Raw genomic sequence first — 14617 nt, forward strand, 5'->3', positions numbered from 1 at the left:
ATAGCGGTGGGTTTGGTATATTAAATAAATGAATATTCCATACGATAAAATGTAAAAAAGGAGTTAGATTAAAAGATGAAAAGCAGTGCAGAGATACGTGCAGCAGCACGAAATAGTATGAAGGGGAACTGGGGGATTGTACTAGGCTCATTTGTGATAAGTAATATAATTGCGGGTGCAGTTTTATCGGCGTTTTATATTATATGGTTCATTGTTTTGATCATCGCTATTGGATTTAATGGAACACCATCAGATGATAGTGATTTTGTTTTCATATTTCCTTTCTTATCAATGATTTTTTTTCAAATCATTTCTTATTTCATTTATTTTCCTTTATGGTTTGGCCAACACTCATTTTCATTACAGTTTATAAGAAACAAGAAAGAAATGCGATATATTCTTGACGGTTTTAAAAAACTAGGTTCCGCTATTATCATATACTCATATCAATTTATAGGGCTCTTATGCATACCTATAATATGGATCTTAATTTATGTATCTGAACGTGCTGATTATGTATTTGTTGAGGCATTTTATGTCATCCTTACTATTGGTAGTTTTGTACCTTTCCTCGTTGCTATGTATTTAATGTATCGTTATGTGATGGCCATCTACATATTGCGAGATAACCCCCAATATGGTGGAAAGCAAGCGTTAAAGAAAAGTGTAGAAATGATGTATGGCCATAAATTTAGACTTTTTAAATTACATCTTTCCTTTTTAGGATGGTTTGCACTATCATTTTTTACGTTTGGAATGTTAATAATCTGGCTTGCTCCATACATGGCGATGGCACAGGCTCACTTTTACGAAGAATTACAAGGTGCACAACAACAAACTAGAAGCAACGTTGTATTGAATAATGGAAAAAGGGAGTTTTAAACGATATTGCTGAACTACGTTTAGTCATGATTGTTGTAATGAAGGAGGACCTACAGAGTGTGGTCCTCTTTGCTATACGTAAACACCTGACAGGGTGATTACGCTCTTTTTTTCCAGACTTTGCTTGATATCAATGATGCGTTGGTTGCGACTGCCACGAAAAGGTAAGGAGAGATCCTTTTCCGCTTCTATAAACTTTCCATCTACTAACACGTCACATAAGCATAATAAGGAGAGCATGCCTTCATCCTGTATGATGGCTTCATACGTAAATCCGCTATATATCCATATATGGATGTGTGGAAGTTGAGCTTTCATTTTTCTTATAAAAGCAGCAACTTCTCCAGCAGAAAAGAAAGGATCGCCTCCTACAAGACTGATCCCCTCGATTAAAGGATTTTCTGCTATGTTGTTGATGATATGTTCTTGCAAGTTGTCTGTAAAAGGCTGTCCGTAATGAAAGTCCCAACACGCTGTATTAAAACAGTTGGTACAATAATGACGACAGCCGCTAATAAAAAGTACCGTTCGCAGTCCTGTGCCTTCATTCACACTTTCTGCAATATATCCACCGAGGTGTATCATATGCTGTGTTTCACCCGCTCACGAACTTCCGCTTGCTTGGCAGTATTGAATCGTTCGGTATACGAACCGGTGAGGTAACCTGTGACTCTTCGTAAACGATGAAATGGCTGTTCTTGCGTTTCAGCACGGCTGCACTTTGGACACGTTTCTCCGATAATGCCTTCATAACCACAGTGTATGCAGCGATCAATAGGGTGATTGATACTAAAGTAGCTAATATGTTGTTGTAATGCATACTGAATGATAGACTGAAATGCTGTTTGATTTTGCCTCGCATTCCCATCTAATTCGATATATGAAATGGCTCCCGCATTGCATAGAGCGTGGAAAGGGGCTTCTATTTGTATTTTCTGATAGCACGGTAAGTCATAGTACACCGGTACGTGAAAAGAATTCGTATAGTAGGCTCGATCGGTAATTCCTTCTATGAAGCCAAACGTTGCTGCATCTTTCTTTGTGAATTTTCCTGAAAGTCCTTCCGCAGGCGTCGCAAATAGAGTAAGGTTTACGTCTGCTGCTTCGGATTGTTCGTCGCAATATTTCCTCATCACTTTCACGATAGACAGCGCTTTTTGATATATGATTTCATCTTCTGCATGATGTTTGCCGTACATGGCTTTCATACATTCTGCTAGCCCGATAAAGCCGATGGATATACTACCATGTTTCAAACAATCTTCTACCGTGTCGTGAGGGGAGAGTTTATCTCCATTTTTCCATACGCCTTCCCGCATCATGAAGTCCGAGGCGTTGGCCTTTTGCGACAACTGCAAATGATAGCGATGCATCAGCCCTTTAAAAGCAAGTTCCAGCGAGGACTGCAATGCATTCATAAAGCCAACTTCATCTGCTTCTTTTCTTTCTCCAAGACAAATGCCATGTTCCATACCAAGTTTAACGAGGTTAATGGTATTAAAAGATAGATTCCCTTTACCAGACAAGTCTTGTTGTCCAAATCGATCGCTAATCACGCGAGTTCTACAGCCCATCGTAGCAAATTCGCTGTCTGGGTTATCTGGGTCGTAATGTTGCAGATTAAACGGTGCATCGAGATTAGCAAAGTTCGGATACAGTCGCTTGGATGCACACGAAATGGCTTTGAGAAAAAGATCATAGTTTGTATCTTGTGGTTCCTGATTGACATGCTGCTTGCATTTAAAAATTTGAATAGGGAAAATAGGCGTTTCTCCATGACCAAGTCCATTCATCGTTGCTTGCAAAATCGCTTCGATCACAAGTCTGCCTTCACTACTGGTGCAAGTGCCATAATTAATACTAGTAAACGGAATTTGTCCACCTGCACGGCTCGACATCGTATTTAAATTATGAACGAGGCTTTCTGCTGCTTGGTACGTTTCTTTTACCGTTTGCTCATACGCATACTGGTACGTTTTTGGGCAAAGTTGTTTTACCTCTTCATTGTCCATAGAGGGAATGAGATTGTTCGCTTCTTGTACTTGTTGTTCTGTTATGTAACGAGAACCGGTAGTGAAATGTTTTTGGAATGACTTTTGTACATAGGGAGCAAGGTCATAGTCCAGCTTATTGGCGGAAACGCCGCCGAATTGTGCATTTTGCTGAGATTGAAAAATGATAGCGACAAGCGACATCGCACTAGAAATCGAGTTAGCAGTGCGGATACTGCCATTACCAGTGTTAAAGCCTTTTGCAAGCAAGTCATGAAAAGGGATAAAGATACAGTTTGTTGTACCGAGTGCGTAATGATCTAGGTCGTGAACGTAGATGAGGTTATCGTCTATCGCTTTTGTGACGTCTTGCGGCATGATAAACCGTTTAGCATACCACCTTGCATATTCGCTGCCGAGCTTACTCATCTTGCCAGAAAATGATTTTCCATTTAAGTTCGCATTTTCGTTTAATACATCAATATTTTCTCCTTGCATAATGTCATGGCTGAGCTCTATTAATTTCTTTTCCGCTGTAGACATGATGACTCCTCCTATATTGTGATTTATTTCACAATGTATTGTAAATGATAACGATGAGGAGGAAAGATCTATCCGTTTCAGCGTAATAGATCAACATTATCATTCATCCGTCATCGTTGTTTTTGGTCGTTATGTTTCGTTTTAAGTGCTCTTATTCTAGGTTATAAGGTTAGTTAGAAGATTGCTCTACCAATTCATTGACAAAAGCGAAATCTTCATCACGTAGTGGTTCCACTTTTCCTTTTTGATACCCTTTTCCTTTTGTACTGAAGAAATCGTGTGTGCTCGTTTCCGTACGAATACCGTTAAGCACAACAGGGTTAATGTCTTCTTCTTCAAAGTGAGGTTCCATGCCAATGTTCATTAATGCTTTATTCGCATTGTATCTTACGTACTTTTTCACTTCATGTGTCAGGTTGATGCTATCGTACACTGTTTCTGTATACCCCACTTCATTTTCATATAGGGTGTTAAGGAAGGTGTAGACAAACTCTTTCGCCTCTTGTTGTTTTTCAGGAGAGAACGATTGATATAATTCTTGCGCAAGCAGTCCCACAAATACGCCGTGAACGGACTCATCACGTAAAATAAGCTTTATGATTTCACCGCTGGCAACCATTTTACCTTGTCCAGAAATGTACAGCGGATAGAAGAAACCAGAATAAAATAAGAAACTTTCTAAGAAGACGGAAGCGACCATCGCTTGATATAAGCTGTAATCGTCGTTGGGTTGAATATTTTTATAGATGTCATCGATCCATTTTGTCTTCTTCTGCAAATGAGGCTCTTCTTTTACCCATTGAAAAATGTTATCGATTTTACTTTGATCGGCTACGGTAGTGAAAATAGTACTGTAGCTTTTCGCATGAATTTCTTCCATTGCGGCTTGGAAAATGAGAACCGCTTTTTTCTGTTGATCTTTCACATGCATGGCGATCATAGGCATACCAACATTTCCTTGCTCCGTATCGAGTAGTGTCAGACCACCTAACACACGCATGAAAACGAGCTTTTCTTCGTCTGATAATGTATCCCACGTTTTTAAGTCTTTAGAAACAGGGATTTCGGTATCCAGCCAAAATTGACTTGTGTTTTGATTCCATAGCATTTCAATATAATCGTTACTTGGTCGATCCCAGTTTACTGCTTCGTACACTTTGTTCATCTTCCATCGTCCTTTCTAGACCGCACATGAAATGCATTCATCAATCGTTTTCTTTTTCGTTCGTGTATAATATAGCGTTTTAAGCCCTTTTTTGTTGGCATAAATATAGTATTTTGCAATATCACGTGTACTGAGATCATCCTTCACAAATAAAATGGTAGAAATTGCTTGATCCACGTGTACTTGCGCCTCCGCAACGAGGTCAATGACCTTAAACATATCCATGTCATACGCTTCTTTGTAATAGAAGAAGTTATCTGCGCCAATGTACGGCATCGGATAATACGTTTTGGAATCGCCGTATTCTCTCTCTTCTATTTTTTGCGTAATCGGAGAAATGGAAGCTGTTGCAGACTGTAAATAAGAGATGCTGCCAGTTGGTGCAACCGCTAAACGATACGCGTGGTACACTCCGTACTCCATCACATTCTCCTTCAACTGCTGCCAATCTTCGATACTTGGAAGCTCGAATCCTTCAAATAAAGCTTGTACTAGTTCGGTTTGCGGATGATAATTTTCCGTTTTATATTTATCGAAATAATTGCCGTTCGCATATTCACTACGCTCATAATCCACGAATGTTTTACCGCGTTCTTTTGCCATCAGCATGGATTTCTCTAAGGAGTAATAGTTCATTAGCATAAAGAATGTACGTACGAAATCTCTTGCTTCTTTGGATTCGTAGTTCAACTTATTTTTCGCTAAAAATCCGTGTAGGTTCATTGCACCTAGTCCAACGGAATGCATGTCTTCATTCGCTTTCGCGACAGAAGGGACGTGGGATATAGACGTGCGATCACTCACTTCCGTTAGTGCTTCCATCGCTAAGTGTACGGTTTGCTGCATATTGTTTTCTTTCATCACGTTAACAATGTTTAACGAACCAAGATTACAAGAAATATCTCTACCAATCTCATCAGGTAAATGATAGTCGGTAATGTTGGAAACTTCGCTCAGCTGTGCAATTTCACTACATAGATTAGAGAATTTCACTCTTCCTACTTGTTTCAACGCATGGTCTTTATTGGTGTTATCCGAGAACATAATGTAAGGATAACCAGATTCCATTTGCAGTTGTGCGATTTTAATCAACAAGTCACGAGCAGCGATTTTCTTTTTCTTCACTTCCGGGTTGTTGACCAACTCGTCATACATACTGGAAATGTCCATATCGTCTAAATGTTGACCGTACGCTTTGTGTACAGAATATGGGTAGAATAAATACATATCTTTATCTTTTTCTGCTAGCTCAAAAAATTTATCTGGTGCAACAACACCTAAAGAAAGTGTTTTAATACGTATTTTCTCATCGGCGTTAATTTTTTTCGTTTCTAAAAATCCGTTGATGTCAGGATGGAATACATTGAGATATACCGCTCCTGATCCGTCACGTTGGCCTAGTTGATTCGCGTATGAAAATGAATCTTCTAGTATTTTCATCACAGGTAATACACCGCTTGCTTTGCCTTCGATCTCTTTGATAGGCTCACCTGCTGCACGTAATTTACTGAGGTTAAGACTCACTCCACCGCCAATTTTAGATAGCTGAAGTGCGGAATTGATCGCATATCCGATAGCATTCATGGAGTCGTCTACTTCTAGTAAAAAGCAGCTTACGAGTTCACCGCGTCTTTTTCTTCCTACGTTTAAGAACGTAGGGGTAGCCGGCTGGTACTGCTGTGTAATTAACACATTCGCAATGTCTAGTGCTTTTTTACCGTCGCCTTGTGCGAGCGCTAATGAGCAAATAGCGATACGGTCTTCATATCTTTCTAAAAACTTGTCCCCTTCGTTCGTGCGTAGAGAGTAGTTATGGTAAAACTTAAATGCACTCATGAAAGACGGAAAGCGAAATTTTTGATCATACACGTATTGGTACACGTTTTTGATTTCTTCAAAGCTATATTGATTGAGCAATTCCTGCTCGTAGTAATTGTTTTCTACTAGATAGTCTAGTTTTTCTTTCAAGTCATGAAAGAAGACGGTGTTTTTGTTGACATAATCGATAAAATAGCTTTTCACTGCTTCCTTATCTTTATCAAATTGGAATTGCCCGTCTTTCTGCATCATGATTTCATTATTGAGCTCGATCCATTTGGAAACATGATTGTTCAATCTGTTCAACTCCTAGTAAAAATTTTTCTGCATCTTGTTTTGTTCCACTTAGCTCAAATTTATGAACAATAGGGACTTGATATTGGGCGGCAATGGTATCGCCAGCTTTACCGTACGACGTGCCCCAATTTTGGTTGCCACTTGCAGCAACCCCCCTTAAATAACGATCATTACGTTCCAAAAAAGACTGTACTTCGGTAGGAACTTGTCCAAATCCTGTTGTGTATGTAACCAGAACGAAAGGTTCATGCATGAACAGTTCATTTGTAATTTTCATTTTTCGTACTGGAAGTTTACTCATAAATCTTTCTACATTACCTGTTTTGGAAGCATAGACAACCATCATATCATATCACCATTTTCGTATGTATTTCCACAAGAAAAAACAGTATGTAACCCCGTTTTCTATGTTACTTTCATTTACCGTTGTATTTTTACGCATGCTGGTCCGCGCCTCGTAACATATTGTTTGTTATGAATGGAAGCAAGTGTAGTTTGTGTGTTGTTGTTCTTCAGTTGTTTTGAAGATAGGTGTGTAGGCGGTATATCCGCATCGGTGCATATGGAAGATTTCAGGCATGTATCGTCGAGCACTCATAGCTGGAGAGGGTTTGACGGTTATCGACAAACATTGAACATGTCACTACCATATATAGTTGCTGATTGTTAATCTACTACAACATATGGTTGGTGTCAACTTGTGTTCGACATGTAAAAAATAGAGAGAGAGAGAAAAACAATAAAAAAAACAATATATTTATCAATCAAATCATTTGAATTTCCGTTTTTTCGTCTATTCTCCGTTTTGACAAAGTAATAGGTTGATAGTTTCCGCTATATATAAGATATAGAGGGAATAGGGGGTTATTTTTTTATTTTTTTATCACAAAAAAAGCCTGCCAAGATGGTGGCAGGCTGAAACCATATTCAACGATGTTATCTCTAGATTGGTACTAATGACTTATTTTTATAAGTAGTGTCGGTTTTTATGGGGAAGAGATGACTTCTGAGTGAGTAAAAAAACGCTTTCTTTCCGCGCTTTCTAACGAAAACATACCACCTACACCATCTTTCGCGTCAACAATAAGCACGGTATGCTTCATGTATTCATATTGTTGCTTACTTATATAAAAAGGAGTTTCCGCAATGTCGCCTAGATGCACATCGTTATCTCCAATCATAAACTCATTTCGAGGATAGCACATAGGAGTGCTTCCGTCGCAACATCCTCCGGATTGGTGAAACAATAAATCTCCATGTTTCTGCTTTAGCAACCCAATAAGTGAAATCGCTTCTTGCGTTGCTATTACTTTCTTCATATTATAAAAGTCCCGATGCTTTCGTACTATAGCTGACAATAATATTTTTCGTTTGTTGATAATGAGAAAGCATCATCTTATGTGTCTCGCGGCCAATTCCAGACATTTTATAACCACCAAAGGCTGCATGAGCAGGGTAGATATGATAACAATTCGTCCACACTCTACCAGATTGAATGCCACGACCAAAACGGTACGCTGTATTGATATCTCTAGACCATACACCAGCACCTAATCCATATAATGTGTCGTTAGCTATTTGCATTGCTTCTTCTTTCGTTCGGAAAGTGGTAACGGCTAAGACAGGACCGAAAATTTCTTCTTGGAAAAATCGCATGGAATTTTCGCCTTTTATAATAGTTGGTTCAATGTAGTATCCACCTTGAAGTTCCTCTGATACTGTGCATCGTTTTCCACCCGTTAAAATTTCACCGCCTTCTTTTTTGGCAATGTCAATATAGGAAAGTATTTTTTCCATTTGTTCTACGGATGACTGTGCACCTATCATCGTATCTGTATCTAACGGATTTCCTTGCTTAATGTTTCTTACTCTCTCAATTGCTCTTTCCATAAAAGCATCATAAATAGATTCATGTATGAGTGCGCGTGAAGGCGATGTGCATGTTTCCCCTTGATTTAAGGCGAACATCGTAATTCCTTCCAACGCTTTATCGATAAATTCATCTTCTTGATCCATTATATCTTCAAAGAAAATGTTAGGTGACTTTCCACCTAATTCTAATGTAACGGGAATAATGTTTTGTGATGCATATTGCATAATTAATTTTCCTGTTGTTGTTTCCCCTGTAAATGCGATTTTTCCTATGCGATTACTAGATGCTAGCGGTTTACCTGCTTCAATTCCAAATCCATTGACGATGTTCAACACACCAGGAGGGAGTAGATCGGAAATTAACTCCATCAACACCATAATGGATGCTGGTGTTTGCTCTGCAGGTTTTAATACGACACAGTTTCCTGCTGCTAACGCTGGAGCCAGCTTCCAAGCAGCCATAAGGATAGGGAAATTCCAAGGAATAATCTGTCCGACTACACCGATTGGTTCATTAAAGTGATATGCGACTGTATCTTCATCTATTTCTGCTAAACTTCCTTCTTCAGCACGAATACAACCAGCAAAATAATGAAAATGATCGATAGCAAGAGGAATGTCCCCAGCCAAAGCTTCACGTATTGGTTTACCGTTCTCCCAAGACTCTGCTAATGCTAGCATTTCCATGTTATTGCTCATGCGATCAGCAATTTTATGCAATATCCATGAACGCTGTGCTGCGCTCGTTTTTCCCCAACTATGTTTCGCTTCATGTGCTGCATCTAGCGCAAGTTCAATATCTTGGGCTGTAGAGCGAGCAGCTTGACAATACGTTTGTCCAGTGATAGGCGTTATATTTTCGAAATATTCTCCGTTTACAGGTGGTACCCATTTTCCGTTAATAAAATTATCATATCTGTCTTTAAATGCTACTTTTGCTCCTTCTGTATTTGGCTTTGCGTATAACATGATGTATCCTCCCTTAAAATAAGTTGATTTTTCTGAATTTGATAGTCGTAAATCATGATGATGTGCTGTCAAATTTCTTGTCCTTGTTCATCAGGAATAAGGTATAGATTGCTTGATCTCACACACTTTTGTTAATTATTCAGAATTAATTGAATAATTAAATTATAATAAAAAGAAAGTGATGATGGACAGTCTATCCTACCTTCATTATGATATTCATATAGGAGAAGTCGTATGACTATTTCATGTTATCTTAAATGATAATACAATAACAGTAAAAAAAAGTAAAAAAGTAAAAAAACGTACTTTAAAAAGTGGAAAAAGGAGGGAAATGATATTGAGCGAACGACATCCAGAAGTGGCAGCAAAATTAAAGCTAGCCGCCGAAATGACAGGTAGAGAGGAAGGAGAATTAATAAACGATTTATTACAACACTTTTTTGATGAAGACATAGAACATAGTTTGCTTTATTTAGCTTGGTTTACAGAGAATAGAGGATAAGGCAGTATACAAAAGACAGAGGGTAAGGCATGGTGTGTTCCCAAGGATAGCGCAATCGAAATCTGTCCTTGGGTACATTACACATCATCTCATCCTGTATTAATCCATGCTTTTAATTCATGTTTAGTTCAAACCAAAATTGTACACCACGATCTACATGTTTAACACCGTAGCGACATGGATGGTACTGTAAAATTTTTTTTGTAATGGCTAATCCTAACCCAGATCCTCCGGTTTCTTTATTGTGTGAACCGTCTATCGTATAGAAGCGATCCCACACTTTGGATCGTTGTTCTTCTGACAGTGGTGGACAGTCATTGGTTATTTGAATCCTAGTCGTAGTGGCTTCTCTTATTCCTTCTATGATAATAGTGGAATGCGCATCCCCATATTTGATAGCATTATTTAAGAAGTTGATGAATGCTTGTTTTATTTTTTCAATATCTACATACGCTATGCCAAATGTACCACGCACTTCAATGTGCAGACATTTTTCTACAAATAAGTGGTTTGTTTCTTTGATCATCGTTACGGTATCCACAATAAACGGTTGTATTTCTGTCATTTCTTTATGGTATGGAATTTGATTGGATTCAAGTTTCGATAACTCCGTCATTTCAGCAATGAGATGTTCCATTTTATTTGCTTCATCTAAAATAATACTCGTATAGTCATGTCGTTTACTTTCTTTTACTCCATCTTGCAACCCTTCACTGTAGCTCCTAATCACGGTAAGTGGTGTTTTCAATTCATGAGATGCATTCGCTATAAATTCTTTACGAGACTGCTCTTGTTTTTCTTTTTCTTGCATATCCATCGTTAGCTGCTCATTCGCTTGAGATAGTTCTTTTAACGCTGTTTGTAAATTACTGGACAGTTGATTGAGACTATGAGACAAAACACCTAGTTCGTTTGCACTTTTTATGTTTGATTTTTGACTAAAATCCATCGTAGACATTTGATTAGCGACACCTGTAATATGTTTAATCGGTTTAGCTACACTTCTAGAGTAAATGACAGAAATGGTTAAAGATAATAATACCGCTATAAGGAAAAAGTACGGCAAATAATCTTTCATCATATTCATGGCTTCATTTACAGATTGTAATGACGTATTCACTTTAATTAACTTTTGGGTACCGTCTGCTAATGTCATCATTTTGATAAAATCGACTTGTTTTAAATGCGTATAAGGAATGTCGCTCATCACATAGTGCACATCATTCTTCATGCTAATATTAGCTAAACTAGTAGATGTAAGTGAACTTGTTGCTGCTGTTCCATCACTTTGAAAAGCGGTTAGTGGCAATGCTTGCGTACTAATACTTCGGGTATTGTCGTTGTTCGATGTCATATATACAATGTTCACGACTTCACCTTCATTTTCATACATGACTCTATTGTCTTCCTTTACTGTATCGGCAGATTGCAGGATGATTTCGTTTATTTCAGTTGGAATGATGGTTTCGTCCCCGTTTAAATATCCTTTGAGTGTAATGGTTTCTCCTTTGCTGGGTGTTCCATCATGAAAAACAAGTTGATATTCTGATGCTTCTAAAAATAAATCCCTATAACGTTGCTCATCATCTAAAATGGTAACCATATATTTGTCCGTCTGTGTGTCATCATCTACAGCATTCGTTGGCGTTTCTAAGGCCATGAGATGAGATAAATTTAATTCACTTACTTGCATACTACTATTGTGATGGACGGAGAACTTGTTCATTTGCCTAAACAGCTCTTCATCATTCCATTCCTCTTGCTCATATTGTGCTGAAAATGCATTGATGTTAGAAATGATACCGTTGATTTTGTTGCTTTCGTAAAAATAATGAAAATAAATAGATTGCACCAACACAATTCCGGTTAGGAAGAGTAAAAATGAAGTAAACGTGATGACAAACATTTTTATCGTTAAAGATTTTTTCATGGTGTTACCTCAAACTTATATCCTACCCCGATGTAGGTTTGGATATAACGGGCACAACTCCCAAGTTTTTTGCGTAATGTTTTGATGTTTGTGTCTATGACTCTTCCATCACCAATATAATCATATCCCCATAGTTCATGAATTAACGTATCACGTTTGAAAACGACACCTTCATTTTCTACTAGTTTGAGTAATAGTTCATACTCTTTGGCCGTTAAATTTACTTTTTCTCCGAAAACTTTGACCATATAACTTTCCTTATTTATTTCTACTTCATTTTTTTTGAGTATAGAGGGAGCAGGGGAAGATGGCTGTATATCGCATCGCTTGAGTAAAGCTTTCACTCTGGCCACAAGCACTTTGGGACTAAATGGCTTAGTGACATATTCATCCGCTCCTAAATCGAACCCCATTAATTTATCATCTTCTTCACTTCGTGCGCTCAGCATAATGATGAGCACATTGGAATTCATCCTTATCCTTCTGCACACAGACCAACCATCTACGTTGGGCATCATAATATCTAATATGACGACATCAATGTGATGGTTTTCGAATTGAGACAATGCCTGTGCCCCATCGTAGGCAGGGATCACTTGGAAATGATTTAATTCTAAATAATCGCAAATGATTTCATTTACTCTCTTATCATCTTCTACGACTAGTATGGTTTTATTACTTTCCATCGGTTTACCTACTTTCTATGAAGAGATAGACTTGATATTTTTATTATAAATGATACGAAATGGATCTCTATAGGAAATGTATAGCAATGCAAAGTTGCTTGACTCCGGTATCTTCTTGGCGCTTTTATATGTGTAACAAAATATGAACTAGACTAAGGCTCTCATTCCTTAGTCTAGTTATGCTCTAGCGGTGTTGAAAATAAAATGCAACGTATTATTTCTTTGAAGAAAGCGTCGCTGTATTACCATTTGAGCTAATATTTACATTATATATGTCCATCTGCTGAAGTGATGTACGTAACGCTTTTGCTTCTTGTTCCAGTGCTGTCGCTTCATTAAATAATGCTTCAGCTTCATTTAATTCATCTAGACTAATATCTTCTTTTAATGTGTCTTTAAATCGATCAAACGCAGAAACAGAGTGGATGGTAGCTGTACTATCATTTCCAAAGCTGACTGTAAAGTGGTCTGCTTTCTCTTTCAAAGCATGGATGGTTTCATCGTCTAAAATCATGTCCAATTTGCTAGCTTGATCTGCAGCAGCATGAAGGTTGCTTGGGATCTCAGTGATCCTCTCTTTCAAAGCATGGATGGTTTCCTCATCAAGGTCGATATTTATTTTGCTAGTGAGATCTTGGGCTTGTAAACTTACACTGTTTTGTGTGTCCTCTTTGAAAATATTCAAAGCATACAGTTGTTCCCATTTTTCTTGCGCCATTTCTTTTTTCACAGCTGCTTCTTCATAAAATGCTTGTGCTGTTTGAAGTTGTTCTGGTGTAATATCAGATTTCAAAAGCTTTTTGAAAACATCAAACGAATAGCTTTCTGTAATATTACTTTGTGTGGTTACATTCTCTGCTGCATCCGGTATGGAAAAAATAGAAATAGCATCATCTTTTTCTGCCGCACTTACTGCACCTGTTAACGCTGTTATAGAAAGAATACCTGCTAAACCTGCTTTTTTTAATGTATTCATGTTTCAAATCTCCTTTAATATGAATTGAATTTAGTTAGTTCTTTATTTTTGTCTTATCTAGATGGTCAAGTATGGAAATGTGTTGAGTTATGTTGGGTGGTCGTTCTTATATGTCCACCTCCTTGTTGTCTTCTGTAAACCTATCTTATCTCTTTCATGTGAAGCTCATGTGAAAAGGAAATGAGGAAGAAAAGAAATAACAAAAGAAGCAGGATAGAGAAAGAAAGCATTTGATAAAAATAATTATCAGAATTTAAAATTAATTTATTTAATTTACAAAAATTTCATTGAATTTTAACTATTTAAAAAGTATAATCCTAATTAATAGTTGTAAATATTTATTCTTTTAAATTATTTAAAGTATAATTATTTAGTTCGTTATGTGTTAAGTATTTCGATATGATATAACCATTATTTTAATAACAGGGATAAACATAATGTTATAGCTTTTCTTTATTAAATGTTTGCATGATGAAAATACAATAAAAATAAATATTTACTTTGTTTATAAAAAATAATTAGAAAATTTAGTTTTTTGAAAGGGGGTGAATATATATGTTTAAATTCACAATTAAACCACCAAGCAGTGATTGTAGATACAATTCAAGATTTGTATGTAAGTACTCTAGTTCTTGTGGTGGAAAAGGAACGCACCACATAATGGAAGACAAACAGGGATTTGTATGTTATGACTCTATGAGATGGTGCGGGTGTTAATTAATAACAATGACAGCAGAACTTATGTTGGTCTAATGTTAAAGACATAAGTTCTGCTCAACACATGAATTCAGTTCTTATTAAATGTTTGCATGATGCAATTACACAAGGCGGGTTTTGTATGTTGGCAAAGAACTTTACGTTGCTATTGCTAATCTAAATATTGCAATTGTAGCTAACAACATGACGGTCTATCGTATATAGGTTCATAATATACGGTAGACTCGCACATATAGTTGGTTGTTATTGCGAGTATTGCAATTTATAAA

General features: G+C 37.3%; 12 protein-coding genes. 2 read left to right on the forward strand and 10 right to left on the reverse strand.

Annotation, left to right across the window (positions count from 1 at the left end; genetic code table 11):
- The first annotated feature begins 75 nt into the window (after positions 1 to 75).
- Entirely contained in the window at positions 76 to 882 is an 807-nt protein-coding gene (locus D1Z92_RS06265) for a DUF975 family protein (RefSeq protein WP_128894814.1), read from the forward strand.
- 72 nt (positions 883 to 954) lie between these two features.
- On the opposite strand, the gene nrdG is transcribed toward D1Z92_RS06265, so the two are convergent.
- From nrdG to adh, 7 genes are all read right to left on the reverse strand, one after another.
- Positions 955 to 1464: an anaerobic ribonucleoside-triphosphate reductase activating protein gene (gene nrdG / locus D1Z92_RS06270; protein WP_128894947.1), complete on the reverse strand. Its 510-nt coding sequence runs from the start codon at positions 1462 to 1464 to the stop codon at positions 955 to 957.
- Positions 1464 to 3416: an anaerobic ribonucleoside triphosphate reductase gene (locus tag D1Z92_RS06275; RefSeq protein ID WP_128894815.1), complete on the reverse strand. Its 1953-nt coding sequence runs from the start codon at positions 3414 to 3416 to the stop codon at positions 1464 to 1466. The genes nrdG and D1Z92_RS06275 overlap by 1 nt, the downstream gene beginning before the upstream one ends.
- A gap of 169 nt (positions 3417 to 3585) precedes the next feature.
- A complete protein-coding gene (gene nrdF / locus D1Z92_RS06280; protein WP_128894816.1) occupies positions 3586 to 4581 on the reverse strand; it encodes a class 1b ribonucleoside-diphosphate reductase subunit beta in 996 nt (331 codons plus the stop codon).
- Between the two features lie 15 nt (positions 4582 to 4596).
- Positions 4597 to 6651, reverse strand: a complete 2055-nt coding sequence (gene nrdE, locus D1Z92_RS06285) for a class 1b ribonucleoside-diphosphate reductase subunit alpha (protein WP_240666597.1) — start codon at positions 6649 to 6651, stop codon at positions 4597 to 4599.
- A 7-nt stretch (positions 6652 to 6658) separates the two neighbouring features.
- Complete coding sequence (gene nrdI, locus D1Z92_RS06290; RefSeq protein WP_128894818.1) at positions 6659 to 7042, reverse strand: class Ib ribonucleoside-diphosphate reductase assembly flavoprotein NrdI; 384 nt, start codon at positions 7040 to 7042, stop codon at positions 6659 to 6661.
- 640 nt (positions 7043 to 7682) lie between these two features.
- Positions 7683 to 8015, reverse strand: a complete 333-nt coding sequence (locus D1Z92_RS06295; protein ID WP_128894819.1) for a DUF779 domain-containing protein — start codon at positions 8013 to 8015, stop codon at positions 7683 to 7685.
- A 1-nt stretch (position 8016) separates the two neighbouring features.
- Complete coding sequence (gene adh / locus D1Z92_RS06300; RefSeq protein WP_128894820.1) at positions 8017 to 9537, reverse strand: aldehyde dehydrogenase; 1521 nt, start codon at positions 9535 to 9537, stop codon at positions 8017 to 8019.
- Positions 9538 to 9874: 337 nt separating this feature from the next.
- Between adh and D1Z92_RS17255 the strand changes: the two genes are divergently transcribed.
- Complete coding sequence (locus tag D1Z92_RS17255) at positions 9875 to 10039, forward strand: hypothetical protein (protein WP_164931479.1); 165 nt, start codon at positions 9875 to 9877, stop codon at positions 10037 to 10039.
- 112 nt (positions 10040 to 10151) lie between these two features.
- Here the strand turns inward: D1Z92_RS17255 and D1Z92_RS06305 are convergent, their stop codons facing one another.
- From D1Z92_RS06305 to D1Z92_RS06315, 3 genes are all read right to left on the reverse strand, one after another.
- Complete coding sequence (locus D1Z92_RS06305; RefSeq protein ID WP_128894821.1) at positions 10152 to 11969, reverse strand: HAMP domain-containing sensor histidine kinase; 1818 nt, start codon at positions 11967 to 11969, stop codon at positions 10152 to 10154.
- Positions 11966 to 12655 carry a response regulator transcription factor gene (locus D1Z92_RS06310; RefSeq protein WP_128894822.1) on the reverse strand — a complete coding sequence of 230 codons (690 nt, stop codon included), beginning with the start codon at positions 12653 to 12655 and terminating at the stop codon, positions 11966 to 11968. The genes D1Z92_RS06305 and D1Z92_RS06310 overlap by 4 nt, the downstream gene beginning before the upstream one ends.
- A 214-nt stretch (positions 12656 to 12869) precedes the next feature.
- Positions 12870 to 13631: a hypothetical protein gene (locus D1Z92_RS06315; protein WP_128894823.1), complete on the reverse strand. Its 762-nt coding sequence runs from the start codon at positions 13629 to 13631 to the stop codon at positions 12870 to 12872.
- Between the last annotated feature and the right edge of the window lie 986 nt (positions 13632 to 14617).

Origin of the sequence: Longirhabdus pacifica (assembly GCF_004115085.1) — a bacterium.
Taxonomy (GTDB): domain Bacteria; phylum Bacillota; class Bacilli; order Paenibacillales; family DSM-105158; genus Longirhabdus; species Longirhabdus pacifica.

What these genes read in the sequence shown, in the direction of transcription:
- D1Z92_RS06265 (WP_128894814.1), top strand. Translation starts at nt 76, where the DNA reads ATGAAAAGCAGTGCAGAGATACGTGCAGCAGCACGAAATAGTATGAAG.
- D1Z92_RS06275 (WP_128894815.1), bottom strand. Translation starts at nt 3,416, where the DNA reads ATGTCTACAGCGGAAAAGAAATTAATAGAGCTCAGCCATGACATTATG.
- nrdF (WP_128894816.1), bottom strand. Translation starts at nt 4,581, where the DNA reads ATGAACAAAGTGTACGAAGCAGTAAACTGGGATCGACCAAGTAACGAT.
- nrdE (WP_240666597.1), bottom strand. Translation starts at nt 6,651, where the DNA reads ATGATGCAGAAAGACGGGCAATTCCAATTTGATAAAGATAAGGAAGCA.
- nrdI (WP_128894818.1), bottom strand. Translation starts at nt 7,042, where the DNA reads ATGATGGTTGTCTATGCTTCCAAAACAGGTAATGTAGAAAGATTTATG.
- D1Z92_RS06295 (WP_128894819.1), bottom strand. Translation starts at nt 8,015, where the DNA reads ATGAAGAAAGTAATAGCAACGCAAGAAGCGATTTCACTTATTGGGTTG.
- adh (WP_128894820.1), bottom strand. Translation starts at nt 9,537, where the DNA reads ATGTTATACGCAAAGCCAAATACAGAAGGAGCAAAAGTAGCATTTAAA.
- D1Z92_RS06305 (WP_128894821.1), bottom strand. Translation starts at nt 11,969, where the DNA reads ATGAAAAAATCTTTAACGATAAAAATGTTTGTCATCACGTTTACTTCA.
- D1Z92_RS06310 (WP_128894822.1), bottom strand. Translation starts at nt 12,655, where the DNA reads ATGGAAAGTAATAAAACCATACTAGTCGTAGAAGATGATAAGAGAGTA.
- D1Z92_RS06315 (WP_128894823.1), bottom strand. Translation starts at nt 13,631, where the DNA reads ATGAATACATTAAAAAAAGCAGGTTTAGCAGGTATTCTTTCTATAACA.